This is a genomic window from Thiorhodovibrio frisius (assembly GCF_033954835.1).
Lineage (GTDB): Bacteria > Pseudomonadota > Gammaproteobacteria > Chromatiales > Chromatiaceae > Thiorhodovibrio > Thiorhodovibrio frisius.
On the sequence record NZ_CP121471.1, the window covers coordinates 3,982,570 to 4,008,228 of the forward strand.

General features: G+C 60.9%; 22 protein-coding genes and 1 pseudogene. 16 read left to right on the forward strand and 7 right to left on the reverse strand.

The genetic code is table 11. The features are described from left to right. The first annotated feature begins 2 nt into the window (after window positions 1-2). The 8 genes from Thiofri_RS18070 (at window position 3) to Thiofri_RS18105 (ending at window position 3,643) form a co-directional block, all read left to right on the forward strand. Complete coding sequence (locus tag Thiofri_RS18070; protein ID WP_009147485.1) at window positions 3-236, forward strand: hypothetical protein; 234 nt, start codon at window positions 3-5, stop codon at window positions 234-236. A gap of 163 nt (window positions 237-399) precedes the next feature. Beyond that, entirely contained in the window at window positions 400-684 is a 285-nt protein-coding gene (locus Thiofri_RS18075; RefSeq protein ID WP_009147484.1) for a hypothetical protein, read from the forward strand. 721 nt (window positions 685-1,405) lie between these two features. Then, the gene (locus tag Thiofri_RS18080) at window positions 1,406-1,591 is read left to right on the forward strand and encodes a type II toxin-antitoxin system HicA family toxin (RefSeq protein ID WP_009147482.1); all 186 of its coding nucleotides are present in this window, start codon (window positions 1,406-1,408) and stop codon (window positions 1,589-1,591) included. Between the two features lie 4 nt (window positions 1,592-1,595). Next, complete coding sequence (locus tag Thiofri_RS18085; protein ID WP_009147481.1) at window positions 1,596-1,808, forward strand: type II toxin-antitoxin system HicB family antitoxin; 213 nt, start codon at window positions 1,596-1,598, stop codon at window positions 1,806-1,808. 351 nt (window positions 1,809-2,159) lie between these two features. After that, the gene (locus Thiofri_RS18090; protein ID WP_009147480.1) at window positions 2,160-2,363 is read left to right on the forward strand and encodes a type II toxin-antitoxin system HicA family toxin; all 204 of its coding nucleotides are present in this window, start codon (window positions 2,160-2,162) and stop codon (window positions 2,361-2,363) included. Continuing rightward, complete coding sequence (locus Thiofri_RS18095; protein ID WP_009147479.1) at window positions 2,360-2,575, forward strand: type II toxin-antitoxin system HicB family antitoxin; 216 nt, start codon at window positions 2,360-2,362, stop codon at window positions 2,573-2,575. The genes Thiofri_RS18090 and Thiofri_RS18095 overlap by 4 nt, the downstream gene beginning before the upstream one ends. 394 nt (window positions 2,576-2,969) lie before the next feature. Then, window positions 2,970-3,197, forward strand: a complete 228-nt coding sequence (locus Thiofri_RS18100; protein ID WP_009147478.1) for a DUF4160 domain-containing protein — start codon at window positions 2,970-2,972, stop codon at window positions 3,195-3,197. After that, on the forward strand, window positions 3,194-3,643 hold the full coding sequence (locus tag Thiofri_RS18105) for a DUF2442 domain-containing protein (RefSeq protein ID WP_223296678.1): 450 nt from the start codon (window positions 3,194-3,196) through the stop codon (window positions 3,641-3,643). The genes Thiofri_RS18100 and Thiofri_RS18105 overlap by 4 nt, the downstream gene beginning before the upstream one ends. A gap of 156 nt (window positions 3,644-3,799) precedes the next feature. Here Thiofri_RS18105 and Thiofri_RS18110 read toward each other — a convergent pair whose 3' ends face one another. Next, window positions 3,800-8,512, reverse strand: coding sequence for an autotransporter domain-containing protein (locus Thiofri_RS18110; protein ID WP_009147476.1), 4,713 nt, complete (start codon window positions 8,510-8,512; stop codon window positions 3,800-3,802). 187 nt (window positions 8,513-8,699) lie between these two features. Between Thiofri_RS18110 and Thiofri_RS18115 the strand changes: the two genes are divergently transcribed. From Thiofri_RS18115 to Thiofri_RS18130, 4 genes and pseudogenes are all read left to right on the forward strand, one after another. After that, window positions 8,700-12,536 carry an AAA family ATPase gene (locus Thiofri_RS18115; RefSeq protein ID WP_143741795.1) on the forward strand — a complete coding sequence of 1,279 codons (3,837 nt, stop codon included), beginning with the start codon at window positions 8,700-8,702 and terminating at the stop codon, window positions 12,534-12,536. 267 nt (window positions 12,537-12,803) lie between these two features. Beyond that, window positions 12,804-12,983: a type II toxin-antitoxin system RelE/ParE family toxin gene (locus Thiofri_RS18120; protein ID WP_083848408.1), complete on the forward strand. Its 180-nt coding sequence runs from the start codon at window positions 12,804-12,806 to the stop codon at window positions 12,981-12,983. Then, the gene (locus Thiofri_RS18125; protein ID WP_009147474.1) at window positions 12,976-13,293 is read left to right on the forward strand and encodes a helix-turn-helix domain-containing protein; all 318 of its coding nucleotides are present in this window, start codon (window positions 12,976-12,978) and stop codon (window positions 13,291-13,293) included. The genes Thiofri_RS18120 and Thiofri_RS18125 overlap by 8 nt, the downstream gene beginning before the upstream one ends. A gap of 417 nt (window positions 13,294-13,710) precedes the next feature. Further along, window positions 13,711-13,884 (forward strand): annotated as a pseudogene (locus Thiofri_RS18130) (ISNCY family transposase); the annotation flags it as partial. A gap of 56 nt (window positions 13,885-13,940) precedes the next feature. Here the strand turns inward: Thiofri_RS18130 and Thiofri_RS18135 are convergent. The 4 genes from Thiofri_RS18135 to recJ form a co-directional block, all read right to left on the reverse strand. Further along, window positions 13,941-14,216, reverse strand: coding sequence for a Txe/YoeB family addiction module toxin (locus tag Thiofri_RS18135; RefSeq protein ID WP_009147473.1), 276 nt, complete (start codon window positions 14,214-14,216; stop codon window positions 13,941-13,943). Next, window positions 14,197-14,469 (reverse strand): type II toxin-antitoxin system Phd/YefM family antitoxin, encoded by a 273-nt coding sequence (locus Thiofri_RS18140; RefSeq protein WP_009147472.1) that lies wholly within the window; start codon window positions 14,467-14,469, stop codon window positions 14,197-14,199. Before Thiofri_RS18140 ends, Thiofri_RS18135 begins: the two co-directional genes overlap by 20 nt. Window positions 14,470-14,622: 153 nt before the next feature. Beyond that, window positions 14,623-15,165 carry a ribosome biogenesis factor YjgA gene (gene yjgA, locus Thiofri_RS18145; protein WP_223296677.1) on the reverse strand — a complete coding sequence of 181 codons (543 nt, stop codon included), beginning with the start codon at window positions 15,163-15,165 and terminating at the stop codon, window positions 14,623-14,625. Next, the gene (gene recJ, locus Thiofri_RS18150; RefSeq protein WP_009147470.1) at window positions 15,158-16,915 is read right to left on the reverse strand and encodes a single-stranded-DNA-specific exonuclease RecJ; all 1,758 of its coding nucleotides are present in this window, start codon (window positions 16,913-16,915) and stop codon (window positions 15,158-15,160) included. Before recJ ends, yjgA begins: the two co-directional genes overlap by 8 nt. Window positions 16,916-16,972: 57 nt before the next feature. Between recJ and Thiofri_RS18155 the strand changes: the two genes are divergently transcribed. Beyond that, window positions 16,973-17,860 carry a lipase family protein gene (locus tag Thiofri_RS18155; RefSeq protein WP_009147469.1) on the forward strand — a complete coding sequence of 296 codons (888 nt, stop codon included), beginning with the start codon at window positions 16,973-16,975 and terminating at the stop codon, window positions 17,858-17,860. Between the two features lie 31 nt (window positions 17,861-17,891). Here Thiofri_RS18155 and Thiofri_RS18160 read toward each other — a convergent pair whose 3' ends face one another. Further along, a complete protein-coding gene (locus Thiofri_RS18160) occupies window positions 17,892-18,596 on the reverse strand; it encodes a lipocalin family protein (protein WP_009147468.1) in 705 nt (234 codons plus the stop codon). Between the two features lie 298 nt (window positions 18,597-18,894). On the opposite strand from Thiofri_RS18160, the gene Thiofri_RS18165 reads away from it, so the two are divergent. Then, window positions 18,895-19,953, forward strand: a complete 1,059-nt coding sequence (locus Thiofri_RS18165) for a 3-deoxy-7-phosphoheptulonate synthase (RefSeq protein ID WP_040854676.1) — start codon at window positions 18,895-18,897, stop codon at window positions 19,951-19,953. Here Thiofri_RS18165 and Thiofri_RS18170 read toward each other — a convergent pair. Next, a complete protein-coding gene (locus Thiofri_RS18170) occupies window positions 19,950-20,153 on the reverse strand; it encodes a hypothetical protein (RefSeq protein ID WP_009147466.1) in 204 nt (67 codons plus the stop codon). The two genes, Thiofri_RS18165 and Thiofri_RS18170, sit on opposite strands and share 4 nt — an antisense overlap. Before the next feature lie 151 nt (window positions 20,154-20,304). Here Thiofri_RS18170 and Thiofri_RS18175 point away from each other — a divergent pair, with 151 nt between their 5' ends. Together Thiofri_RS18175 and Thiofri_RS18180 are read left to right on the forward strand one after the other, a co-directional pair. Next, the gene (locus tag Thiofri_RS18175) at window positions 20,305-22,116 is read left to right on the forward strand and encodes a hypothetical protein (protein ID WP_009147465.1); all 1,812 of its coding nucleotides are present in this window, start codon (window positions 20,305-20,307) and stop codon (window positions 22,114-22,116) included. Next, window positions 22,113-25,637 (forward strand): DEAD/DEAH box helicase, encoded by a 3,525-nt coding sequence (locus Thiofri_RS18180; RefSeq protein WP_009147464.1) that lies wholly within the window; start codon window positions 22,113-22,115, stop codon window positions 25,635-25,637. The genes Thiofri_RS18175 and Thiofri_RS18180 overlap by 4 nt, the downstream gene beginning before the upstream one ends. The last annotated feature ends 22 nt before the right edge of the window (window positions 25,638-25,659 follow it).

Consider the following 25,659-nt stretch of genomic DNA (forward strand, 5'->3'; position numbering starts at 1 on the left):
CCATGAAGGAGATGGAAAATCTGATTGACGACTATGTTACTCAAGGATATGAAATCCTTGAGCAAAGCGAAAGAAACGCAATGGTCAGAAAAAAGACATGGGGATCCGGAGGAGGCCATGTCCTTTGGGCGGTTTTGACTGTTTGGTGGACAATTGGAATCGGAAATGTGATATATGCACTTATTGCTCACTATGGTGCAGAAAAGGTCATGCTCAAAGTAGACGCAGAGGAGTAATAAGCGATGTTTACGTTATGAAAATCAAACGGGTCAGGGTCGGTTTAATTTTCAAGACCGAATCTAATCCATCAAATCGCCTACCACGGTGCTCCAGCCGAAGCCGGTTTCGCTCTCGCTTAACCGGCTCGGCTGAGCTTGGCGTTAGGCACGAGGAGGCCGTATGAACTTACCGATCGCACGCACGCTTCCCGATGAGGAAATTCGAGATGCAATCCGCGCAGCTTTCTCTCCCTTGGAATGTTCAATCAACACTCAGGACGACTATGGCACTAAAGTGTCCTTTGTTGTCCATCTTCCGAACGGCAAGAATTTCCCTTTCCAACCCGGGCAAAATACCTCGCGGGTAGACACTGCGTCCCAGCTCAACGTAATCTTAACCGAGGCGCGGCGCCGTATCGAAGACATGGGCTTCGTCCTCGATCATTGGGCATATATCGAGCGTTGAAACCAAAACAGTGAAATCAGTCGCTACAACGAATTCCCAAGGAGACCAATGATGTTTTGTAGAACCTGCGGGAAAGAACTTAACGACAAGGCCGTCGCTTGCGTCGGGTGCGGAATGGACCCGCGTGAGGGAACCGAACATTGCCCTACCTGCGGAGCTCCAACAAAAGAGAGGCAAGTGATTTGCACAGCATGTGGGTCCAGTCTACTGGGGAAAGCAGGTAAAGAGTGGTCTCTTTGGCCTTACATCGGCCTGCTTGTGCTTTCGTTCTTCGTTCCGATCTTCGGCTGGATTTTCGGTGGTATTCATGTCCGAGGAGCTGCGGCAGACTCCAAACGCAAGAGTCAAGCTTGGCATTTTGTTATCGCCAGCTTTGTTGGCCTTTTCTTTAACTTCGTCCTCATGGGCTTGGGCTAGCCGCACGTCGCACACAAATGTGCCTAACTAATGCCTGACCGAAAAGTCGATTTTTTCGCAAGCCATACGCGGCTGCGGCCGAGTTAAAACACGTCCTGTCTACGGCTTTTTTCGGTGAGAGCGGGACCCAACGTCGCTTATTAATAATCAAATTTATGGGGCCAGGGTCCGTTTTAATTCCCAGTAATTGAATTAAACCTAGAATAAAGCCTAACCATGGCTTTCATCCGGGCGCGCAAATAGCGTGCCGGCTGATGCTGGCATTAGGCATTGAAAATCCACTTACTCACTCGCACGAAACGCCGTGAAAATATCGGAGATTTTAGAACGACTCAAAGAAGATGGTTGGTATCTGGCGGCGACAAGAGGAAGCCACAGGCAGTTTAAGCATCCCGATAAACCCGGTCGGGTTACGGTGCCCGGCAAGCCAAATGATGACGTGGCTCCAGGCACAAAGAACAGTATTTTTAAACAAGCCGGCTGGAAGTGAAACCATGCGCTATGCAATTGTCATTGAGAAATCAGAAAGCAACTTCTCAGCATATGTGCCGGATTTGCCCGGATGTATCGCAACTGGCGCTACAGTTGCCGAAGTAGAATCCGAAATCCGGGAAGCAATCGCCTTTCACCTAGAAGGTATGCGGGAAGACGGCATGCCCCCTCCGATGCCACAAAGTCAGGTGGAGTACGTTGATATAGCCGCCTAACGATAGCCTACAGTCCGACCGCTCGCTACGCTCGCGGCGGCTGGAGCTGGCGTTATGCCTTAAAAAACATTTAGTAGTGCCCCTGCTTATATGATGAAGATCAAGCCAAGCTACTGATAACGAAGGCTTGAAGGGTTTTTTCGTCCTATAGGTTGTGGTACTACCCTCAAAATATTATTTTACTGTAGGAGATTATCAAATTAATGAGGCCAGGTTATATTTTAATTCCACCAATCGAAACAAACGAAAAAACGCCTAACGTTGGTATTCAGCCAAGCACGCATATAGCGCGCCGGATGGTGCTGGCGTTAGGCTGGATGAAATTTAAAGCATTTGAAACATTAAACTGTCGTGCCAAAGAAAATTAGAGAACTAAAAGCTCTATTGCTTCGAGCTGGTTGTAAGTTTGAAAGGGCTAAAGGCAGTCACACAAAATGGTCCCATCCAATTTTACCTGACAAACTTGTCTTGTCAGGTAGTGATGGCAATGATGCCAAACCATACCAAGAAAATGCTGTCAATAAATACTTAAAAGATATTTCGAGTAAAACATGAAAGCTCACTACAGTATTGTCATTCAATGGTCTGAGGAGGACAACTGCTATATTGCATCTCTCCCAGAATTTGGCCCTTACGCGTTAACTCACGGCAGCACCTACCATGATGCTTTAAATAGAGCACAAGAAGTGCTGGAATTGCTAATAGATACAACATCTCCATTGCCTTATCCACAAACTTTCCAGGCTTCTAATATGAAAATTGCCTAACGATGGGCTCCAGTCCGACCGCTCGCTACGCTCGCGGCGGCTGAGGCTGGCGTTGGATTTATAAAGTGTAAAAGAACTCGATAACACTGTAACAATTTTCCGCCCGAACAACTAATTCCAATGGCCTCAAGCCGGCAAGAACTTTTCAATTCATGACGGGAAAGTTGTGTGGAATGGGATGGGGGCACGGGCTTCGACCGCCTAGCTTCGGGTCTGGCAGGCTGTGTGCGATCACCACTCCCACCTCATCGCTGCGCCGAGGCTGTGGTCGCGCCCGTTGCCGGCGAATTCACCCCGGTAACCCACCGCCAGGCGCTTCCGCCATTGCCGACATCTGCACGATACGCTCGCATCGACCTTTATATATAGAAATAATATCTATACACTTCGACCAATGACGACCAAGGAAAGGTTCCGCGACAAATACCGGCTGGAGTTGCGCGAGCGGGATCACGGACCCGCGCATGTTCACCTGGTGGGTGGCGAGATTGATGTGATCATCTATCTCGACTCCCTCCTCAGCGAGGGCACATGGCCCAAGGGGCTGCGCCAGGAGGTTCTGAACTGGATCGAACAACACCGGACGCAACTGATGGAGGACTGGAAGCAATGGCATCCATGAAACGCCCTCGCCTGAAAGCCGTCGAAGCCTTGCCGCGATATCGCCTGCGCCTCACCTTTGTTGATGACAAGGTGCGGGAACTCGACTTTGCTCCCCTTTGGCAAGAATCCCCTGGCCTGGCGCCCTTGCAGCTGGCGGAGGTGTTTGCCGAGGCCAGTCTGATCGAAGGCGAAGGCTGGGCCGTGGTCTGGCCGAGCGCGGACATCCAGATTGGCGCCGACACCCTCTGGCTGGACGCCCAAGCGCAAAACGCCCCGGACGAAAATACCCGCATCTTTGCCCAATGGCGCGCTCGCAACCATCTCTCCCTCGCCCAGGCCGCCGAGGCGCTGGGCCTCACAACGCGAACCATCAGCGCCTTTGGCACCGGCGCGCGCCCGGTCCCGCGCTACATCGCGCTGGCCTGTATCGGCTGGGAGGCAGAACACCGGCGCGAAGCGGCCTGAAGTCACCGGTTGCCTGGACGTTTTGGGCGCTCACCTGTGACCGGGGCGGCGAGGATCGGCGGAATTCAATCGAACCTATAATTCTGCTGGACAAGATCAATTGGCATTTCGGCACACTGCCGGCGTAAGACGGGGACGGGATTAACCGGCCTATCGTCACCACACCCACCGGAGCGCGGCAGCGACGTACTGGTTGCGGTCGGAACTGGCGAACTCGCCGCAGTAGCCCAGATCGAGGCGGGCATTCTTCCCAGCGAAGGCCGTGAAGCCGATGCCCACAGCCAGCCGGTCCCGGTCGAGTAACGGACCCTCTGTCGCAAAGGGGGTGGCGGCCGGCGCGCTGGCGAAGGCGGCGTCGAGACTGCTCCGCTGGTCGCCGAATTCATGTACCCAAGCCAGATCGACGGTTGGCTGAAAGCGCGTGCCCTCCCACTGGTAACGCAGGCCCAACATCGTGCGCAGGGACTCATCCCGCTGGCCCTTCAGTTGTAGGGCCGCGCTGCTGCCCTTTTCGGTGAAGCTTTCCCGGTCCACGGCCCCGGCCTCCAGCCCGAAGTAGGGCGTCAGCACCGCCCGGCCATCAGCCAGCGGGCGACCGGTCTCGAAACTCAGGTAAAGGCTGTCGGCATCGTAAGTCGCCTGCGCTCGTTCGCTCAGCAAGGCGATGTCCCGCTGGCTCTCCGTGCGGTGACGGCCATAGCCCAGACTCGCGTTGACGTAAGCTGTCTCACCCTGCCAGCGGCCATAGGCCGCCACTTGGTAGCTGCTCACCTTCACATCCCCCGGGGCGCCCTGGGGGTCGGCTGCGCTCTGGGTATAAGCGAAAGCCAGGCCGAGACGCGTCTCGGGATTCAGTTCGCGATCTGCCCCGAAAGCCAGGCCGGCGGCGGATGTATCCGCCCCGGGCCCATTGCCGTCACTGTCGATGCGCCCTTCGCTGGCCAAGGCACGCACCCAGACCCCCTCGTGCGCCTCTTGCCAGGCAGGGCGGTCGAATAAGCTGGCCAGTCCGTCACCAGCATCGGCGAGCCTGACGCCACTCAGGTTCACCCCATCGAGGCGGGCCGTATCGAAAACGCCACCGCCTCCATTCAGGCGCTGGTCCAGCAGGTCATGGAACTGGCGGGTGGCGCTGAAGGCCAACGAAGTGGCAAAGACATGGGCCGTGCCGGAGAGGCTGTCGAAGGTTGAACCCACTTGTCCGCTGGTCAGATTGAGCACCTGGTCATACAGGGGGTTGCCGGCGCCGAGCCGGAAGGCCGCGTCCGCCACATTGCCCTGGTTAGGCGTCATGCCGGGCAGGCGAAAGGTGTCGATCGAAGGCCCGGGCGCCGGGTCGGGCGCCGGGTCGGGCGCCGGGTCGGGCGCCGGGTCGGGCGTCGGGTCGGGAGTCGGATCGGGAGTCGGATCGGGAGTCGGATCGGGAGTCGGGTCGGGGGTCGGATCGGGAGTCGGGTCGGGCGTCGGATCGGGAGTCGGATCGGGAGTCGGATCGGGAGTCGGATCGGGCGTTGGCTCGGGCGTTGGCCCTGGCGTCGGCCCGGGAGCGGGCGCCAGGGCGCTGGTCAGGTAGTAGCGGATCGAATCGTGGCTGGCGGTGAAGCTCAGATACGGGTAGTCGTCGGTGATTTCTTGCGCACCGCTTACGTTCAACACGCCGGCGGTCAGAATGGTGTATTTCGTATTTGCCGCATAGCCTGGATTGGTGGTGCTGTCGGCGGCGGTTTCGGGGGTGACATGGATGATCGCCCCGTCGGCGATGGTGGCCGTGCCGGAGACGATCACTTGGTCGTTGTGCGTACCTGCCATTTTACCGCCGGATTTCAGTTCAACCTCCAGCGTTGCACCGCTTTTCAGCGTGAAGTTTCCGGCAACGGTGCTGGTACCGATGCTGTTGCCCGGCGCAAAGGTGCCGCCGCTGTTGAGCGTCACCGCGCCACCGAAGCTGACCGAACCACCGAGGATGCCGCCGGAATTCACCGTGACCGCCGAGTTGGTGAGCGATCCGTTCACCACCAGCTTGCCGGCGGAAACCGTGGTGGTGCCGCTGTAGGTGTTGGCGCCGGTCAGGGTCAGGGTGCCGCCGCCGGCTTGTTCCAAGCTGCCGGTGCCCGACACGACCCCGCCATAGGTGACGGGGTCGGAGCGGTTGAAGACGAGCGCACTGTTGTTGGTCACGTTGCCAGTGAGGCTGCCCGCCGTCCCGCCATCGCCGACTAGCAGGGTGCCGGCGGAAATCGTGGTGCCGCCGCTGTAGGTGTTGGCGCCGGTGAGGGTCAGCGTATTGCCCCCGATTTTGGTCAGGCTCCCTGCGCCTCCGATGTCGCCGCTAAAGCTCACGGCATCGCTGCGGTTGAAGACGAGCGTGCCATTGTTGTTTACGTTGCCGGACAAGCTGCCCGCCGTCCCGCCAGCGCCGATTTGCAGGGTGCCGGCGGAAATCGTGGTGCCGCCGCTGTAGGTATTGGCGCTGGTAATCAGCAGTGTGCCGGTCCCGGTCTTGGTCAGGGAGACTGGCGTGCTGTTCTCGCCAAAGGTGCCGGAAAAGGTGGCACTGTCGCTTCCGGCTACCTCAAAGCTGAAACCGGGAAAAGCATCCGGGAAGACCACCGACTCGCTGTTATCGGCACCGTTGGCCAATGTCACGCTGGTACGAAACGTGGTGGCCACCAGGTCATTGCCATCACCACCAGCAGCCGAGAACAGCGAAAAGAAGTGGCCATCGCTGCCGAGCACGCCTGCCGCCGGGCTATAGTTGATCGGATCAGCATCATCATTTTCCAGCAGTACATGCTGGGTCTGGATCGCCAGACCGTCCAGTGAACCCAGGGCGATGACATCAATCTTCGCCCCCGGATCAATCGTCACGGTGCCGTTGACATTGAGGGTGTAGGAATTTCCCGCGGCATCCACCTCAAACTTCAGCTCTGCACCGCTCGCGACATTGAGATTGCCGGTCGTGAGGTTGCCGATCAGGTTTCCCGGAGTCAGCGTGCCGTCGCTGCTGACCGCCACCGCGTCGCTGATGTTGCCCGAGCCGCCGAGGGTGCCGCCAGAATTCACCGTGACTGCCGAGTTGGTCAGCGCACCGTTCACCACCAGCTTGCCGCCGGAAACCTTGGTGGTGCCGCTGTAGGTGTTGGTGCCGGTGAGGGTCACCGTATCCGTCCCGGTTTTGGTCAGGCCCGCCGTGCCGGCGAGGATGGCGCTGATGCTGCCTTTTTGCACGGCGAAGCTGCCCGAGGAGGTGAGGGTGCCGTTGTTGATTTCGCCATCGGTGAGGGTGATGGTGGTGTTCTTGGTCTGGGTCGTGTCGCCCAGGTCGAGCGTGCCGCCATTCACCGTGAGGTCGCCGCTCGTCGCGCCCAGCTTGCCGCCGACCAACAGCTTCAGCGTGCCGGCATTGATCGTTGTGCCGCCGGTGTAGGTGTTGGCGCCGCTGAGGGTCACCGTGTCCGGGCCGGTTTTGGTCAGGCCCGCCCAGCCGACGAGGGTGGCGCCGATGCTGCCTTTTTGCACGGCGAAGCTGTCCGATGAGCTGAGCGTGCCGTTGATGATCTCGCCATCGGTGAGGGTGATGGTGGTGTTCTTGATCTGGGTCGTGTCGCCCAGGTCAAGCGTGCCGCCATTCACCGTGAGGTTGCCGCTGCTCGTCGCGCCCAGCTTGCCGCCGCCCGACAGCTTCAGCGTGCCGGCATTGATCGTTGTGCCGCCGGTGTAGGTGTTGGTGCCGGATAAGATCAAGGTGCCGGTGCCGCTGCCGCCCTTGATAATCCCGCCCGCGCCCTGGATCGTGCCGGAGAAATTGCCTTCATATACTGTGATATTCGTCCCCGCCGCACTGCCGGTATGAAACGTTCCCTCCCCCAGCAGATCGCGCACCGTTACATTGAAATCGTTGAAGTCCAGTATTGCGCCACTGGCGGTGCTGGCGCTGGAGAAATAATCATACGCTGAATTTCCGACCTTGAGCGTCCCATAGTCCACATAAATGCCGCTCGACCCGCCGCCACGAGCTATATCGCCAGGCTCGATTACCACTGTGCCGGTATTGCCTGCCGAGCCAATATGTAAAGGACCGTAAGATGACATCAGCCAGGTGGCCGGACTGAGGGTCAGGGTCTTGTTGCTGGCGACAGAAAGGGTGCCGAGGTTTTGTTGAAAAGTTAACGGTGAGAGGGTCATGTCATTGGTTGCGTGCAATTCAGCAGCTTGAGCGACATAAATCCTGCTGTTCCCAAGCGCGCCGGCATTGTTGATGGCCAGTGTTCCGCCGTCGATATCACAGTAACCAATAGTATTGGTGCCCGTCAGGGTCAGGGTGCCCGCCCCTAGCTTGGTGATACGGCCGCTCCCGCTGATCGTGCTGGAGATGGTCGCCGTGCCATTGGAAACGGTCAGAGTGGAACCAGTGTAAGGATCGGCTGCAGTTAACTCCGTCCCCCCTTCAATCGTATAGCCGGTCACATCAAAGCTTATGTTGCCGACACTTTGGCTACCGCTGAGGGTCACGGTTCCGCCGGTATTGCCGAAGATGGCAGTGCTATCATCGACCCAGGCCTGATTGGTTGTGCCGAGGGCATCGTTGGTCCAGTTGGTGGTCGTGGCGTCCCAGGTGCCCGAACCGCCCTCCGGCGCCCCACTGATGTTCTCGGTGTTCGGGCCATCCCAGTACAGGGTTGCGGCCAGGGAAGGCGGAACGGCGCCGAGCAAGGTCAGCGCCGCCACCATGCAGGTGACGCCCCGGAGTGCCGTCGCGCCAGCACCGACGTTCAGGGTTGTCGATTTGCCGTGCCCTTTCGCGATCTCCGGGGCGACCTGAATCAGGCCGGAGTGGCGGTTTTTGATGAGACGATAGATCTTGTTCATTTCCTCGGCACTCTTTGTTCGCTGGCCGGCGGCTCTAATGAGTGTGTCGAGGGTACTGATTGACCGTTCGCCAATCGTTCGCAGGGGGAAATCGCTGCAAATTCCAGCGACTGGAGGGCGTCAGGGCCATATTCACTTCCAGGTTTTTGCGCTACATTCCCTGTGCTGTTGCTGAGCAGCGCGGATATTGAAGCGAGCCGATATGGGCATAGGAAACAGGGGACGCGCGCTGGCGTTGAGGCTGTTCAACGGGTTCGATATCCGGCTGGATGGCCGGCCGATCGATGGCGTCTCTTACAACACGATGCGCGCCCTGCTCGCCTATCTGGCGGTCGAGCCGCCGCGCGATCACCGGCGCGAGTTTCTGGCCGAACTCTTGTGGGAGGGACAGGACCCGACCACGGCACGCGGCAATTTGCGCCGCGCCTTGTCGGACTTGCGTCGCGCCATCGAGGGGCCCTCGGGCAAGGGTCTGTTCATCGCCGGCAAACAGAGTCTGCGTTTCATCCCCGATCTGTCCATCGATGTGTTTAATTTCACCAGGCCGCTTGCTGCCTGCGACAGGCAATCCGAGCAACAGTGCCGGGCTTGCCTGGCGGAGATGGAGCAGACGGCCGGACTCTATCGCGGTGAGTTTCTGCGGGGCTTTGCCCTGCCGGGGTGTTACGCCTTCGATGAGTGGTTGCTGCACCAGCGCGAAGCGCTGCATCGCCATGCGCTGGCGCTGTTCGAGCGGCTCGCGACCTGTCATGAGCGACTCGGCCATCATGCCGGGGCCTTGCCCTTTGCCCTGCGCTACGTCGAGCTGGAGCCCACCGACGAGTCGGGCCATCGCCGGGTGATGCGTCTGTACGCGCTGGACAATCAATCGGGCGTTGCGCTTCACCAATACAGCAAGTGCGTGCAGCTGCTGAAAAGCGAGCTGGCCGCCTTGCCGGAGGAAGAAACACAACGGCTGGCGCGGCAGATTCGGCGCGGCGACGTCGGCGCGGCTGCGCGACCACGGACGAAGGGCCAGGCGCGGCTGGCAGTCTCGGCGGCACCGGCCGAGCGTCGTCAGGTCACCGTGCTCTATTGCGAGCTGACTCTGAGGGAGGCGTTCGACAGTGATGATCCCGAAGAGGCGTTGGAGCGCTTGCGCTCCCCCCAAGCCCGCTGCCTGGACATCGTTCGCCGCCATGGTGGACACACCGTTCAGGCTCATGGTGGCGGCCTGCTGGTCTATTTCGGGTATCCGCAGGCCAATGAAAACGCGGCACGCCATGGGGTGAATGCCGCGCTCGCCATGGTTCAGGACGCCGGTGCCGTGATCGAGGCCCGCATCGGCGTGCACACCGGCATGATCGTGACCGGGCTGGATCCGTCCATCCCGGATAGCGTCGGCCAGACATCGCGCCTGGCCATCCAATTTCGCCAGACGCTGCCGCCGGGTCAGAGTGGCGTGGCGATCAGCGACGCGACCCATGCCATTGCCGGCCGTTATTTCGAGTGCGCCGAGCTGCGGGACATGCCCACCCCGGGCGCGGCAAAGGCACGGTGCGTCTACCGGGTCATGCGCGCGAACAGTGCTCGCAGCCGGCTTGATGCGGCGACCCGTCTGACGCCGATGGTGGGCCGAGACGCGGAATTGGCGCGACTGCACGGCCTGTGGCGTCAGGCCAAGGCGGGCCAGGGTCATGTGCTCCTGCTGCAAGGTGAGCCGGGCATCGGCAAGTCGCGACTGATCCACAGCTTCCGGCAGGCGGCCGCTGGCGATGGTGCGGTATTCGAGCTGCGCTGTTTCGCCGAGAGCTGCCACTCGTCGTTTCATCCCGTCATTGGCTTGATCGAGACGGTCTTTGGCTTCAAGCGGACAGACACACCGGGGCGGAAATTTCACAAGCTCGCCGCCCATCTGACCGCGACACCGCTCAGCCGCGATGCCGCCGCCGTGTCCCTGCTCGGAAAGCTGTTGGGCTTGCCGCTGCCCACGGGATACCAAGCCCTGGCCATGACGGCAGACGAAGTAAAGCAGCACACCTTTTCCCTGCTTGCCGAGCTGATGCTGTCCATGGTGGCCGGCAAGTGCGCAGTGCTGATCTGGGAGGATCTGCACTGGGCCGACTATTCCACGCTGGAGTTTCTCAGCGGGTTCGTCGAGCGCGCCAACTCAGCAGGGGTGCTGATGTTGCTGACCGCGCGCCCCGGCTTCATCCCGCCGTGGACGTCCACCCAGGCCGATACCGCGACCCTGTCGCCGCTGGGCCAGCAAGACGTCGAACAGATGGTCATGGCCTTGGATGCAAGGCTGCCAAAGGAGACCGTGGCGCGGATCATCGAGAGAGCGGACGGCGTCCCGCTGTTCATCGAGGAGATCGTCGCCAGCATCGCGGATGCTGCAAACGCCACGATCCCCTCCACCCTGCATGATCTCCTGGCCACCCGTGTCGACGATCTGGGCCGGGCGAAAGGGACGGCCCAGCTTGCCGCATGCCTCGGCAGGGAGTTTGACCTGCCACTGCTGCAAGCGGCCTCGACCCTGGACGGGCAGCAGGTTGACGAGCATCTGACGCTGCTGTTTGAAACCGGCTTGCTGACCGAACGGGGGCAAACCACCGCCCAGTTCAAACACGCCTTGATCCAGGATGTCTGCTATCAATCGCAAACCCGTGCCGACCGCAAAGCCGCTCACCAGCGCATCGCGCAGGCGCTGCTGACGGACTTCCCGGAGCTGGTGGCAACACGTCCGGAACTGGCGGCCCGACACTGCTTTGGCGGCGGCGAGATCGCCAGGGCCGCGGAGTATTGGGCGATGGCCGGCCGCCGCGACCTGGCCACCGGCGCCAACATCGAGGCGATCGAGCACCTCAACGCGGCACTAGACGCGCTGCACAGCTTGCCGGCAGATGGCACCTACACCCGGCTGGAGACGATGCTCTATCTCAACCTGGGGGCGGCCTGGATGAGTGCCGGGGGTTATGGCTGTGAGGAGGCTCGTCAGGCGCATCTCAAGGCCATGGAATTGAGCGGCGGAGAGAAAGACGAGGCCGGCTTGTTCGCGACCCTGCGCCGGCTGTGGATGGTCGACTACATGTATTTGGGTAGTCAGGCCGCCTCTGAAATGGCCGAACAGATGCTGCGTCTGGCGCAGCAAACCAAAGACCCGGTGCAGCTGCAGGCAGCCCACGATTCCTATGGCGTCAGTATCGCTTGCTCGGGGGATCTGGCTGGCGGGTTTGCTCATCACACGCAAGGAGCCGCACTTTACCGGCCCGAACACCACAGCGAGATGGTCGCCCGGTTTGGCGAAAATGTTGCCATCAACAACGGCGTGCATTTGGCGATGATACTGTGGTTGCGCGGCTATCCCGGGCAGAGCTGGGCCTGCGTGGAAAGCGCCCTGGCAAACGCCAGGGAGCAGGCCCACCCGCATAGCCTGTGCATCGCCCTTTACGGCTGTGCGCTGGTCAGTCGCTGGCGTCGGGATGTCGAGGTGTCGGCACGCTATGTCGAGGAATCCCTCGCCTGCGCCGCTGAGTTTGAACTGCCGTTCTGGCAGCTGTCGGCCGCGGCCGATTGGGCGTGGGTCAGCGCCATGCGCGGAGATGCGTCGGACTCCCTGGCATTTCTCGACCAACTGCGGGACAACCCCGAGATTCCCGGCGCGGCAAGAATTCTCTTTTACCAGCAGTTGGCCGACGGGCTTGTCCATCTGGCACGCTATCCGGAAGCCCTGGCGGTTCTGGATGATGCGATTGCCCTGGCGGATGAACGCAACGAACCTTACCTGGAGGCGGACTATCACCGTTTGAAGGGCATCTGCCTGATGGAGGCATCGCCGGATGACGTGCAGGAAGCCGAAACCTGCTTCAACAAGGCGTTATCGATCAGTCGTCATCAGGGGGCCTTGTCCCTGGAGTTACGCGCCGCCACCGACATGGCAACGCTGTGGCGTGAAACCGGCCGCGAGCGAGAGGCAACCCGGTTGCTGGACGATGTCCATGGCCGGCTTGAGGAGGACGTCGTTAGGGAACGTCTGATTTGAACGCCTAGGTGAAGCTTCACATAGCGAACCATGGCTGACAATGAGTGCCGACTGCTTCAACGGCTAGAATCGACTGGGATGCTAGAGCATCACCGGATTCTGTCCGGATCAGCGCGTCACATCAAGGTGCTACCGAACCCCATACGTCTGATGGCAGATCAGATTCTCTGCCAATCATCCTACCGTTGTGCTGACGAACGCCTGGATCTTTCGTGGAGGTGATTTTTCGAGGCGATGATATAATACTTAGTGTGATATGGAAGAGGAGTGCAAACGCATCGTGCCTTCTTCGTCTATAGATTTGCCAAAAGTCAGCAAGCCAACATCAGCGTCGAGGAAGAAACAGCATTCAAGAAGGCGGCGCGTCCCGTTCTTGAGATGACGGACGAGCAGCTCTCTGCGCTGATCCAGATGGGGCAATTCTCGGAGGTTGAACAGGATGGCTAGACAATATCGTAGTGAGGCGATGACTTCGATTCACGAGACCATGGAGGCTCTCCAAGAGGTGGGTGCCATCGACAAGCAGACCATGCGCGAATTCGACGACGCTTGTCTGACGCCGGTCGAGCCCCTCTCTCCCGAGGGCATTCGTGCTCTGCGCGAGCGCGAGCATCTCTCTCAGCCAGTTTTTGCCCGTTACCTCAATGTCAGCAGAAACCTGGTCTCGGACTGGGAGCGAGGCGTCAAGCGCCCCGGCGGTCCAGCGCTTCGACTCCTCACTGTCATCGAGAAGATGGGGATTCAGGCAATCGCTTGAGCTTCAGGTCGAGTCGAAAGGAAACTCGCGGTGCTGGTTCCTTGCTCAACAGCAACAAGAAATAAGTGAGGACTAAGGCAAGCAGATACGCGCCAAAACAAAAAATTGCTACAAAGAGAGAGTCTAGCAACATACAATACACGCGGGAAGCGCATAATTTGATAATATATGGATTTGACGAGACTGAATTAATTCGCCTTTCCCTAAGACAACCCCAGAAATTGTATTATGCAGTGTGTAACTATTACGAAAGTGCGAGATTTTTCTAAGCAGCAGGACTATGCTGATTTCTCCGTAGTGCGCCTCTACCCGAGCTGTCGCGCGCCTTGGCGATGCCGTCGGTGACGCTGTTCAGCTGGCTGAAAAAAGGCTGGCTGCAAGCGCGCCAAGTCCAGCGCGCCGGCAAACCCCATTGCTGACATCAATCTGCTTCAGGACGCGGTGCGCAAGAGCATCGAGACCTCGGCTTCCTTCTGTGCAGACCATGGCCTGAGCGACTGGCGCCAGAGTGCCTACAACATCCGTTGCCTGAAAAAGGCCTATCGGCTCGTGCAGCAACGCAAGCGCTCCACCTCCAAAGATGAAGACGAGATGCTCCAGCCGAAGCCGGTTTCGCTCTCGCCAAACCGGCCCGGCGGAGCATGGCGTTAATGCTGAAATGCGTCGTAATGGCCGCCAATCGCAAAAATATAGATATTGGTATCGTCAAATTTATACACAAGCCTATCCTTTTGGCTAAGGCGTCTCGACCAGAATCCTGTGAGGTTCTGACGTAAGGCTTCCGGTTTTCCCAGCCCTTTACTCGGATCGCCACGCAACATTTCTTTTAAAATCGCACAAAGGTTCTTGTGTATCCCTTTGTCTCGCTGTCGCAAATCCTCATACACTTCCCATGATTTACCCTCAAATACCAAGGATCTCATCTAGCTGCTCTTGGGTCGCTGAATATCCGGTGCGGGTGACGTGGGTCGTGCTAGATTCCGCGATCTGGCGCATGAGGCTAGTATTTTGGAGTACGTACAAGGTTTCCTGGTCGCGGTCCCAGTCTTCGGCACTCATCACAACAAAATCAGCCCCGTTCCGTCGCGTAACGCGCAACGGCATGTGTTGATTAACCGCTTGTTCTACAAAGTTTTTCAAACCGTCTCGAAACTTGTTCACACTTGTGCTGTACATCAGCGGCGCCTCATAAAGTACGGTAATGCCGTACAGGATAGAAAAGAAGCCCTAACAGTGCAAGCACCAAGGTGGCCGACCTTGTCCTGACAGGCCGTAATCGAAAAAGCCTAATCGCGAATTGCGTTTAACCGAATGCGGTTTGAGGTGTCCTCAACCGGATTGCACGAGGTCCCGCAGGTACCGAAACAGTTTGCGCGGCCCATCGGGCCGACTGCGTTTGGCATCGCGCTGGGCGACACGGATCAGGGCGCGCAGCGGCTGACGTTCGGCCTGTGGATACTCCGTCACAAACTCACCGAGGGCTGCGTCGCCTTCGGTAATCAACCGCTCGCGCCAGCGCTCGAGCTGATGGTGTGTGGCGGTCGCGACTCGCTCGGCCTGGTCGCGCTTGGCCAGCAGTGCCTTGAGGGGTTCCTGATCCAGACGCGCCAGGCAGTTGGCGATGCGCTTGTAGTGCCGCGCAAGGGCGCGCTTGTCCTTGATGCGCACGGTCTCGTCGATGGCTTCCCAGGTCTTGGCGTCCAGTGCCAGGCGTTCAAGTTCCGCCCGCGGCAGGCGCAGGAGTTGCTCGGCAAGTTCTTGCAGCGCGTGATGCTCGCGCTTAACGGCGCTTTTGCTTGGGCCGTCTTCAATGCCATCGGGCGCCACGGCATAGCCATGGACGCCGTCTGATTCCAGATGTTTATTAGTCACTGACGTTCTGTGCATGCTCCAGCATGAGTTGCGGGTGCCGCAGTCCGCGATAGTCGTTCACGTCCAAACGGTAGGCCAGATGCGCGCGCTTGCCCAGCCCGCTCTTGCAGGCGGCGAGGTTAAAGCCGATGGCATCGATGGCGGTGCCGTCGGCGGCCTGGGCGCGCAGTTTTAGATGCTGCTCCTTGAGTACCCTGACCTCGGAGATGGCGAACTCCCCATCGAAAACCGGCTCTGGGAAACCCTTGCCCCAAGGCGCGGCGACGCGCAGCGCTTCGGCAGTTTGCAGCGACAGCAGCGGGCTCGCCAGCTCGCCGTCTGACAGGATTTCGCGCTCTTGCGGGGCATTGCCAAGCTCCGCCTCCACCAGAGTGAAGAAAAGCTCGCGAAACGCCTCTAAATGCGCCTCGGCCATGGTCACGCCGGCGGCCATGGCATGACCTCCGAAGCGGTCCATCAGCCCGGGATGGCGGTGGTCGATGGCGGCAAGCAGGTCGCGCAGATGCAGCCCTTCGACCGAGCGCGCCGAGCCGCGTAACTGGCCATTATCGGCGCGGGCGAAGACGATCACCGGTCGGTGATAGTGCTCTTTGAGGCGCGAGGCGACAATGCCAATTACGCCCTGGTGCCAGTCCTCGCGAAAAAGGCACAGGCCAGGCGGCAGCGCGTCTTGTTCCAGAGTGAGACGCTCGACCAGGCTTTCCGCTCCCTCGCGCATTTCGGCCTCCAGCTCGCGGCGCTGGCGATTGAGCGCATCAAGCTCGCGCGCGAGTTGCATGGCGCGCACCGGATCGGCAGTGACCAGGCATTCCACGCCGATGGACATCTCCTCCAGGCGTCCGGCGGCATTGAGTCGGGGCCCGGCGACAAAGCCCAGGTCGCGCGCGGTGATCTGCTCGATGCGCCGCCCGCCAATTTCGAGCAGCGCACGCAAACCGGGGCGGCAGCGCCCGTGGCGAATACGTTTGAGCCCCTGTTCGACCAGGATGCGATTGTTGTGATCGAGCAGCACCACATCGGCCACGGTGCCAAGCGCGACCAAATCGAGCAATTCGGCCAGATTGGGCTCCGGGCGGCGTTGATCAAACCAGCTCTGCGCACGCAGCCGGGTGCGGGTCGCGGCTAGCAGGTAGAAAATCACCCCCACCCCGGCCAACGCCTTACTCGGAAAATCACAGTCCGGCTGATTGGGATTGACGATGGCTGCTGCGGCCGGCAGCCGCTCCCCGGGCAGGTGATGATCGGTAATCAGCACCGGAATCCCCAGCGCATTGGCGCGTTCCACCCCGGCGAGGCTGGCAATGCCGTTATCGACGGTAATGATGAGCTCGGGCGCGCGCAGGGCAGCAGCATCGACCACCGAGGGGCTCAGCCCATAGCCATCGGCAAAGCGACTGGGGGTGAGATGATCGACCTCCCCGGCACCCAGCGCCCGCAGCCCGAGCAGGGCGACGGCGGACCCTGTCGCGCCATCGGCGTCATAGTCGCCCACCACCAGGATGCGACGCTGATCGGTAACCGCCTGCGCCAGCAACTCGGCGGCAGCCTGAACGCCTAGCAGCTGATCGGCGGGATGCAGGTCGGCAAGCGCCTGCCCCTGGTCGCGACAGGCCCCGCGATTACGGTAGAGCGAGTGCAGCAAAGCGCTCAATTCTCGCGGCGCACCGGCGCCGTCCGTGCGGCGGCGGATGCGCACCGGCAGACCTGTAGTTGTTGACCGGGAACGGCGACGGAGAGTCGGGTTTGGCATGGCGACAGGGTATCATGAGTCATCCTGACGACAAGGCGGGCGACAACATCACCGGCCTTGCGCGAGCGCGAACCCGGGCGCATCTATGAGCGCATGAAATGGCTCATCCGCTTCCTGCTGATCTTCATCATATTGGCGCTAGCGCCCGCCGGCTGTGCCTGGCTTGGCGACTCCGGATTGGACACGGAGCAGGGCGAGACCACTATCGCCCCTCTGTCCGACAAGGTCCGGGTGAGCGATCATCAACTCAAGATGGATGCTGGGCCACTGCTCGACTACCGGACATTCATACCCATCAGCACGGGCGCGCCAAGTCGCGCCAAGCATCAGGCCGAGGTTGCTGGCAAGCAGCCCTGGGTCATTCTGGCCCACGGATTTTTGCGCGATCAGCGCCATATGCAAGGACTTGCGGTGGCGCTGGCAGAGGCTGGCTTTCCGGTCGCGACCCTCAATTCTCGCCACGACTCACCCATCTCCGGTGGCCATGTGGCCAACAGTCAGGACATGATGGAATTAGCGCGAGCGCTTGGCGCCAAGCGGGTTATTTACGCCGGCTTCTCCGCCGGCGCACTCGCGGCCTTGTTGGCCGCGCGCAACGATCCAAGCGCGACAGGAGTTTTAACGCTGGATCTGGTGGATAGCCAGGATCTCGGTCGCCGGGCAGCTGAGGGACTGGCAGTGCCGTTGATCGCGCTCACCGGCATGCCCAGCAACTGTAATGCCAACAACAATGCCGCGCCCGTCTACCGGGTCGCCTCCGCACTCAGCCTGACGCCAATTCCGCAAGCGAGCCATTGCGACTTCGAGTCACCCAGCGACAGGCTATGCCGATTGGTCTGCAAGCAGCCGCCAAATCAGACCGACGATCAATCCGAGCCAAACGCCGTGCAGGGGCAAGTCATTCAAACCGCCCTGACCGGCATCCGCCAATTGGCGGGTTCATGATTCGAAGGGGGAATCAGGCCCAGGCGCGCAGCTATTTCTCTCCCGAATGGCTCCCTGATGGCTCCATCATGGCCTCCAATCCGGCCATATCCTGACGGGTGCGCAAAAAGTTCTCCGCCGGAAAGCCCTTGTCGCCAAACTCACGCAACCAGCTATCGATCAGCGCATCGCTTGCCTGCGGATCGCGCGCCAGCACCCAGGCGCGGGTCTTGGTGGGCTGACCGATCAGCGCATAGTCATAATCAGCACCCAGACCAATAATCCAGTAATCGTCCCAGAACACATAAACGCCATAGAGCATGCGAAAGCTGATCTGCAGGCGCGCATTGCGGCCATAATCCAACACTCGCGCCACACCTTTTGCCTCGCTGATGCGCCCGTCGCGATAACGACAGCGGTTTTTGACATACACCATGCCGTCCTCGCCGAGGCGATAATCCGCAACCACGTTATCCACACAACGCCGCTCAGTGAAATAGGGCAGCCGCGCCATCTCGTACCAGCGCCCCATGAACCGAGGCAGGTCGACCTTCTCCACGGTTAATGGCGCGGTGAGATACACCTTGGGCTTACGCAGCTCGGTGCTGACAATAACATCAGCCCCATCGGCATCGCGTCGGTGCGGCGGAGCGGCGTAAATATCGCGCTCGCGCACCGTCTCTCGCGCGCGTCCGCTGCGACCCGCCTGACGCCGGCCCCGAGGTTTGCCCTCATCGGACTGTCCGGAAGACTTCATATCACTCCTTAATGTTCATGGTCCCGGCGGCCCGTCCGGAGAATGACTCGGTCTGATGCAGGGCAATGTTCATGGTCCCGGCGGCCCGTCCGGAGAATGAATCTGCTGTTTCACCGCAATGTTCATGGTCCCGGCCATCCCGGAGAATGACTCCGTCTGATGCAGGGCGATGTTCATGGTCCCGGCCCGTCCGGACAATCAATCCAAGAAATTCACGGCAAAAAGCGCGGATGACCACCCGAGTATCGGGCCAAACTTCGCTATACTAGCGGATTTTCCTGGCTCCGATGTCCCGACCATGACCCATGCAACCGACGATCTGCGCATCCGCAACATCACCGAGGTGATCGCTCCCGAGGAACTGCACCGCCAGTTTCCCATTACCGAGGAGGTGGCGGAGACCGTCTATCGCACCCGCACCGAGATCCAACGCATTCTGCACGGCGAGGATGACCGCCTGCTAGTGGTCGCTGGCCCGTGCTCGGCGCACGATCCCGATGCCGCGCTCGAATACGGCGAGCACCTACTGGGGGCGCGGCGCGAACTAGCCGAGCATCTGCTGGTCGTCATGCGCGTCTATTTCGAGAAACCCCGAACAACGGTCGGGTGGAAAGGCCTGATCAACGATCCGGATCTGGACAACAGCTTTGCCATCAACAAGGGCCTAGGGCTGGCGCGCAAGCTGCTGCTCGATCTCAACCGCTTGGGCATCCCCGGCGGGACCGAGTTTCTGGATCTTATCAGCCCCCAGTATATCGCTGATCTGGTGAGCTGGGGCGCCATCGGCGCGCGCACCACAGAGAGCCAGGGCCACCGCGAGCTGGCCTCAGGCCTGTCTTGCCCGGTCGGCTTCAAAAACGCCACCGACGGCAGCGTGAAAGTCGCCATCGACGCCATCCACGCCGCTGCCCGCCCACATGTGTTTATGTCCGTGACCAAACAGGGCCACTCGGCCATTTTCAGCACCACCGGCAATCAGGACACGCACATCATCCTGCGCGGCGGCAGCCGGCCCAACTACGACACCGAGAGCGTAAAGATCGCCGCCGATGCCATTATTGAGTCCGGCATCGCACCCAAGATCATGATCGACTTCAGCCACGCCAACAGCCGCAAGAAACCCGAGAACCAGGTGCAGGTCTGCAATGACGTAGCGCGACAGATCGCGCGCGGCAACCAGCACATCATGGGCACCATGATCGAAAGCCACCTGGTCGGCGGCCGTCAGGACCTGACGGCCACCCAGGACCTCGTTTACGGCCAGAGCATCACCGACGGCTGTGTGTCATGGGACCAGACTTCGCCGATGCTGCATGAACTGGCCAAAGCAGTCGAAAAACGCCGCGCGCAGCATTAGAGCCAACGCGGTTCCTCATCCCGCAACGCGTCGAGAATCGCGCGATGCTCGGCTGTTCCAGGCACCGGCGTGTGCGGCTGACCCTGTGACAATTCCGCAGGCTCTGCCGCAACCGCATCCACGCCAATCAGAGAAATCGGCAACCATAAGCAAAGCAAAACCAGAGGGAATTGCACCGGTGCCTTTACAAAGAATCGCATCACAGACCTCCTTGAGCGAACCAACCACAAAGCCGTTGCCATTGCGGCAACCCTGATTGCCGACAGATTTTCAACGACTGTTGGCCATATCAAACTGCGCTGCCTGCAAACGGCCTGACAGTCTTCAGGGACGATACAACCCAGAAATCCCATGACGTTAACAGAAGCCCTCTACTCCTACACCGTTAACGACCTCAAGCAACGCCGCGTCCATCTCCCCAATGGGTCCGGCCTCAACCGCAAGGCCGATCTGGTCGCGGCCATCAGCGGGCATTTGCTCTCCGATGCACTGGCAACGACAGTCGCCCAGCTGACAGACCTGGAGCGCAATGCCGTGGCGGAGGCGGTGCACAACTGGCAGGGCTGGTTTGATGGCGTTGGCTTCAAGGCCAAGTATGGCTCGGTGCCGAAATCTTTTACCCGATCCTCCTATGGCTATTACAGCCGCCGCGAGGAGCCTTCACCACCGAGCCCGCTTGAAATCCTGTTCTACAATCGACATGTCCCGCCCGATCTTGCCGAGCGTCTGGCGGCGCTGGTCCCGCCACCCGCGCCCCTGGTGATCGCTACCTTAGGGGATGACCAACTCCCGGAGACAATCGCCCGCGGCGCAGAAGACGATCATGTTAGGCTGCGCCGCGCCGATACCGAGCCCCGAGTGCGCCAGGAGCTACCAGCACTGCTGCGGCTGGTAGCGCAGGGCAAGCTGGCAGTGGGCGCCAAAACCGGCCTGCCGAGTGCCGCCGCCATCGGTCGGATCGAGGCACTGTTACTCGACGGGGACTGGTACAGCGCAGAAGACGATGAAGAAGCCCCGCGCTATGCCGGTGGCTCCATCCGCCCGATTCGCCCCTTCGCCTGGCCGCTGCTGTTGCAGGCCGGCGGACTGGCGAAGATCGACGGCAGCAAACTTGCTCTGACGCCGCGCGGCAAGAAGGCGCTGTCTCAGCCGCTGCACGAGGTGGTCGCGCACCTGTTCGAGCGCTGGCAGAGCAAGGGCCCCCCAGACGAGCTGCGCCGGGTGGACCTCATCAAGGGCCAAACCGCCAAAGGCGTCAAGCTCTCGCCACCCCTCGACCGGCGCCAGGTCATTGAGGATGCGCTGCGCGCCTGCTGCCCGGTCGGCCAATGGATGGCGGTGGATGATCTGTTCCGGCTGATGAAGGCCGAGCATCATCGCTTCGAGGTGGCCGGCAACCCCTGGAAGCTTTACTTCGTCGATGCCAACTACGGCAGCCTGGGCTATGACGGCGGCGATGCTTTTGAAATTCTGGAAGCCCGCTACACCCTGGTTTATCTGTTCGAGTACCTGGCCACCCTGGGGCTGATTGATGTCGCCTACACCCTGCCCTACGATGCCCGCCCGGACTTTGGCGGCCGCTGGGGCGTGGATGAATTCTCCTTTCTAAGCCGCTATGACGGTCTGAGCTATGTGCGCCTGAACGACCTTGGGGCCTACTGCCTGGACCTATCCGAGACCTACAGCCCGCGCTTGCCCGAGCGCCCTGCCCTGCTGCGCGTCGAGTCCGACCTGAGCCTGACCCAGCTGCGCCCGAGCGATCCGGCCGAGCAGCTACAGCTTGAACAGATCGCAAACGCAGAATCACCCGAACGCTGGCGCCTGAACGCCGATGAAATACTGACTCAGGGCGCCAATCCCGAGGACCGCGAGCGCATCCGCGACTTTGTGCAAACTGCACTCGAAGGTGACCTGCCACCGGAGCTAGATGAATGGCTCGCCAGCCTTGAAGAACGCGCCACCGCACTGGTCGATGGTGGCACGGCACGGCTCATTCAGTGCCGCGATGCCGCGCTGGCTGCCATGCTGAGCAGCGATCCGGCCACGGCCGCGCACTGCCACCGCGCGGGAGACCGCCTACTCTGCGTGCCAGAGAAAAAGCTCACCGCCTTCCGCAAGGGGCTAGCGAGACTGGATTTTGTGCTGCCTGAACTCAAACCGTGACCGACTTCGAATCCCTTCAGCTTGCCCTCAAGGGCGATCCCGATGGCGCGCTCGCCCTGCTCGAGACCGACCTGGCGCAACTCGACCCGCTGCTGGCCAAGCAACCTCAAGCCGACGCCCTGACCGTCAGGGGCCTGCTCTCCTTCGTGCGCGGCGATTATGCCGGGGCGCTGGCCGGCTTCGACGCTGCCCATCAAGCAGCGCGCAAAGCCACCCGCAAGCGCAACATTCTGCTGCCCGGTCTCGCCGGTGTCCTGCACCTGCTCGCCTTGCTGCGGCGCGGCAAACCCGAGGACATCTCCCTGGCGCAAAAGCAGGTCGACATCGCCCTGCGCGCCCGCGACGCCGACTACCTGCACCCGGTCTATCGCATCATCGGCGAGCTGGCCAATCTGCTGGCGGGACAGTGCCAACCTTCTGATTGCTTCTTGCTCTATAGCCTCAGCGCGACTCGCGACCCCCTCATGCGGCTGTTTCAGGGACTGGCGGCACACTGGATCGGCGAGCGTCTGGATCAAAGCTCACTGTCATCGCTCGCTCGCCTGGCCCAAATCGCAGCAAGAGGCGGACAACCCTGGTACGCAAACGAGGCGGTCGCGCTGCTGAAGAGGGTCAAATTCGACGGCGAGTTGCCGGTGCTCGATCTGATCCCACGCGAGTTGGTCACCATGACCGAACTGCTACAACCCAAACCCAACTGGGAGCGGGCGCTCGATGCACTCGCGCGACTCAAGCCTGACCAACGCGCGGTCGGGGAGACTCAAAGCCCCAGCGCCCTGCGGCTGATCTGGCTGCTGATTATCCACAGCCAATGGGCCAGCCTGGAACCGCGCGAGCAAAAACGCACCAAGGCTGGCAGCTGGACACGCGGTCGCGCGGTCGGCCTGCAGCGACTGGCCGAAGACGTGGGGACAATGCCCCATTTAACCGCCCAGGATCGAGCGATCACGGCCTGCATCGTGCGCGAGGAAAGTTACGGCTACTACGGGCGCACGACCTACCACCTGGATTCCGACCGTGCTCTGATGGCGGCCGTCGGCCATCCGCTGCTCTTCACCAGTCTCGACGACAGCAGCCCGATCGAGCTGGTCAGTGCCGCACCGACCCTGAAAGTCTCCAAGCGCCGCCAGGACATCCTGGTGCAAATCCTGCCTTTTCCAGAGGAAGCACGCCCTGCACTGCCAATCAAAGAAGCCACACGCCGCGTTCGCCTGGTGGAATTCAAGCCCGAGCACAAACAAATCGGAGCCATCCTGGGTCAAGACGGACTCAGCGTACCCAAGGGCGCTTCGAGCCGCCTGCTGAAAAGTCTTACCGCCGTGGCCCCCATGGTGACAGTGCACTCGGATATCGGAGGTGTCGATGGGAGCGACGACGCCAAGATGGTGCCGGCCGATACCCGCCCGCATTTTCACCTGAAGCCCGTGGATGACGGCATCAGCCTGGAACTCTTCATGCACCCCTTTGGCGACGCTGGCGGCGGTCCACACCTGCGCCCGGGCGAAGGCAGCGCCAATCTGTTCACCGAGATTAGTGGTCGCGCCCTGCGCTGCACCCGCAAACTCAAAGACGAGCGCTCCCAGGCACGAGAGCTGATCGCGCGCTGCCCGACCCTCGAAGCCGAGACGGCGGACAACTCTCCCTGGAGTTGGCAGCTCGAGGACCCGGAAAACGCCCTGAGCGCGCTCGAACAACTCCATGCCCTCGGCGATGCCGTAGTGCTGGACTGGCCCAAAGGCAAGCGCATCGGCCTGACGCCCGCCGCTGACCTGGCGCAAGTGCGCCCCAAGGTCAGCAGTCAACAAGACTGGCTCGACCTCGGCGGCGCTCTGCATCTGCCCGACGGCCGGGTGCTGGAATTGCGCGAACTCCTGGCCGCCGCGACCAACAGCCGCTTCGTGCGCTTGGGCGAGCGCGACTTCCTGACGCTCAGCGAAGCGCTGCGCAAGCGCCTTGAGGGACTGCGCGGTCTGACCGACGGCGGGCGCTTCCATCCGCTCGCAGCACCGGCCATCGCCGAGCTGATCGACGGGATGCAGGTGGAGGCATCTAAAGAATGGAAGCAGCGTCTCGCGCATCTTGCCGAGGCGCGCGAGCTGGAACCGAAAATCCCCTCCACCCTGCAAGCCGAGCTGCGCGAGTATCAAATCGACGGCTATCGCTGGCTGGCACGCCTGGCACACTGGGGCGCCGGGGCTTGTCTCGCCGATGACATGGGTTTAGGCAAAACCGTACAGGCGCTCGGGCTGATCCTGTCGCGCGCGCCCGAGGGACCAACCCTGGTGCTCGCGCCAACTTCGGTGTGTGGCAACTGGCTGGAGGAAACCGCGCGCTTCGCCCCCACCCTGAACCCCTTGCGCTTCGGTTCCGGCGACCGCGCCGCCATGCTGGAGCAGGCAGGCCCCTTCGACCTGATCGTGGTGAGTTACGGCCTGCTGCAAACCGAGGGTAAACGCTTAGCCAAAGCAAACTGGCAGACCATCGTCGCCGACGAGGCTCAGGCGTTTAAGAATGCGCGAACCCTGCGCTCGCAGGCCATCATGCAACTCAAAGGCGCTTTTCGCGTCATCACCACCGGCACGCCCATTGAGAATCATCTCGGCGAACTGTGGAACCTGTTCCGCTTCATCAATCCCGGGCTACTCGGCTCGCTGGAGTCCTTCAATGCGCGCTTCGCTAACCCCATCGAACAGCACCAGGATCGCGACGCTCGTGCGCGCCTGCGCCAACTGCTGCGCCCCTTCATCTTAAGACGCCTAAAGAGCGAGGTGCTGAGCGAGCTACCATCACGCACCGAGATCACCCTGACCGTGGAGCTCAGCGACAGCGAAAAAGCCCTGTACGAGGCGGTGCGCCAAGAAGCCATCGACCGCCTCGCCAACGCCGAGGCCACCGCCAATCCCGGTCAGCAGCGCATGCAGCTACTCGCCGAGATCATGCGCCTGCGTCGCGCCTGCTGCCATCCGCGCCTCGCGCTACCCGACAGCCCGCTACCCGGCAGCAAGCTCGACGCCTTCGCCGAAATGGTCGAGGAACTGCTCGAGAACCGTCACAAGGCGCTGGTGTTCAGCCAGTTTGTCGACCATCTCCAAATCATTCGCGAACATTTAGACAGCCGTGGCATCCACTACCAATATCTCGACGGCAGCACCCCCGAGCCCAAGCGCCGCGCGGCAGTGACAGCATTTCAATCCGGCGAAGGAGATCTCTTTCTGATCAGCCTGCGCGCGGGCGGCTCGGGACTCAACCTCACCGCCGCCGACTATGTCATCCACATGGACCCCTGGTGGAACCCAGCGGTCGAAGATCAGGCCTCCGACCGCGCCCATCGCATCGGCCAGGAGCGCCCCGTAACCATCTACCGACTGGTTGCCAAAGACACCATCGAAGAGCGCATCCTCAAACTGCATGCAAGCAAGCGCGACCTGGCCGACGCCCTGCTTGAGGGCACGGATGACAGCAGCCGTCTGAGTTATACCGAGATGCTGGCGCTGGTGCGCGACGGCGGCCTTGCCGGCTAATCCTTTCCGAAGCGGGTAGTTG

Excerpts from the sequence above, each read along its gene's own strand:
- Thiofri_RS18070 (WP_009147485.1), top strand. The coding sequence starts at position 3 with ATGAAGGAGATGGAAAATCTGATTGACGACTATGTTACTCAAGGATAT.
- Thiofri_RS18075 (WP_009147484.1), top strand. The coding sequence starts at position 400 with ATGAACTTACCGATCGCACGCACGCTTCCCGATGAGGAAATTCGAGAT.
- Thiofri_RS18085 (WP_009147481.1), top strand. The coding sequence starts at position 1,596 with ATGCGCTATGCAATTGTCATTGAGAAATCAGAAAGCAACTTCTCAGCA.
- Thiofri_RS18095 (WP_009147479.1), top strand. The coding sequence starts at position 2,360 with ATGAAAGCTCACTACAGTATTGTCATTCAATGGTCTGAGGAGGACAAC.
- Thiofri_RS18100 (WP_009147478.1), top strand. The coding sequence starts at position 2,970 with ATGACGACCAAGGAAAGGTTCCGCGACAAATACCGGCTGGAGTTGCGC.
- Thiofri_RS18105 (WP_223296678.1), top strand. The coding sequence starts at position 3,194 with ATGAAACGCCCTCGCCTGAAAGCCGTCGAAGCCTTGCCGCGATATCGC.
- Thiofri_RS18110 (WP_009147476.1), bottom strand. The coding sequence starts at position 8,512 with ATGAACAAGATCTATCGTCTCATCAAAAACCGCCACTCCGGCCTGATT.
- Thiofri_RS18125 (WP_009147474.1), top strand. The coding sequence starts at position 12,976 with ATGGCTAGACAATATCGTAGTGAGGCGATGACTTCGATTCACGAGACC.
- Thiofri_RS18135 (WP_009147473.1), bottom strand. The coding sequence starts at position 14,216 with ATGAGATCCTTGGTATTTGAGGGTAAATCATGGGAAGTGTATGAGGAT.
- Thiofri_RS18140 (WP_009147472.1), bottom strand. The coding sequence starts at position 14,469 with ATGTACAGCACAAGTGTGAACAAGTTTCGAGACGGTTTGAAAAACTTT.
- recJ (WP_009147470.1), bottom strand. The coding sequence starts at position 16,915 with ATGCCAAACCCGACTCTCCGTCGCCGTTCCCGGTCAACAACTACAGGT.
- Thiofri_RS18160 (WP_009147468.1), bottom strand. The coding sequence starts at position 18,596 with ATGAAGTCTTCCGGACAGTCCGATGAGGGCAAACCTCGGGGCCGGCGT.
- Thiofri_RS18165 (WP_040854676.1), top strand. The coding sequence starts at position 18,895 with ATGACCCATGCAACCGACGATCTGCGCATCCGCAACATCACCGAGGTG.
- Thiofri_RS18170 (WP_009147466.1), bottom strand. The coding sequence starts at position 20,153 with ATGCGATTCTTTGTAAAGGCACCGGTGCAATTCCCTCTGGTTTTGCTT.
- Thiofri_RS18175 (WP_009147465.1), top strand. The coding sequence starts at position 20,305 with ATGACGTTAACAGAAGCCCTCTACTCCTACACCGTTAACGACCTCAAG.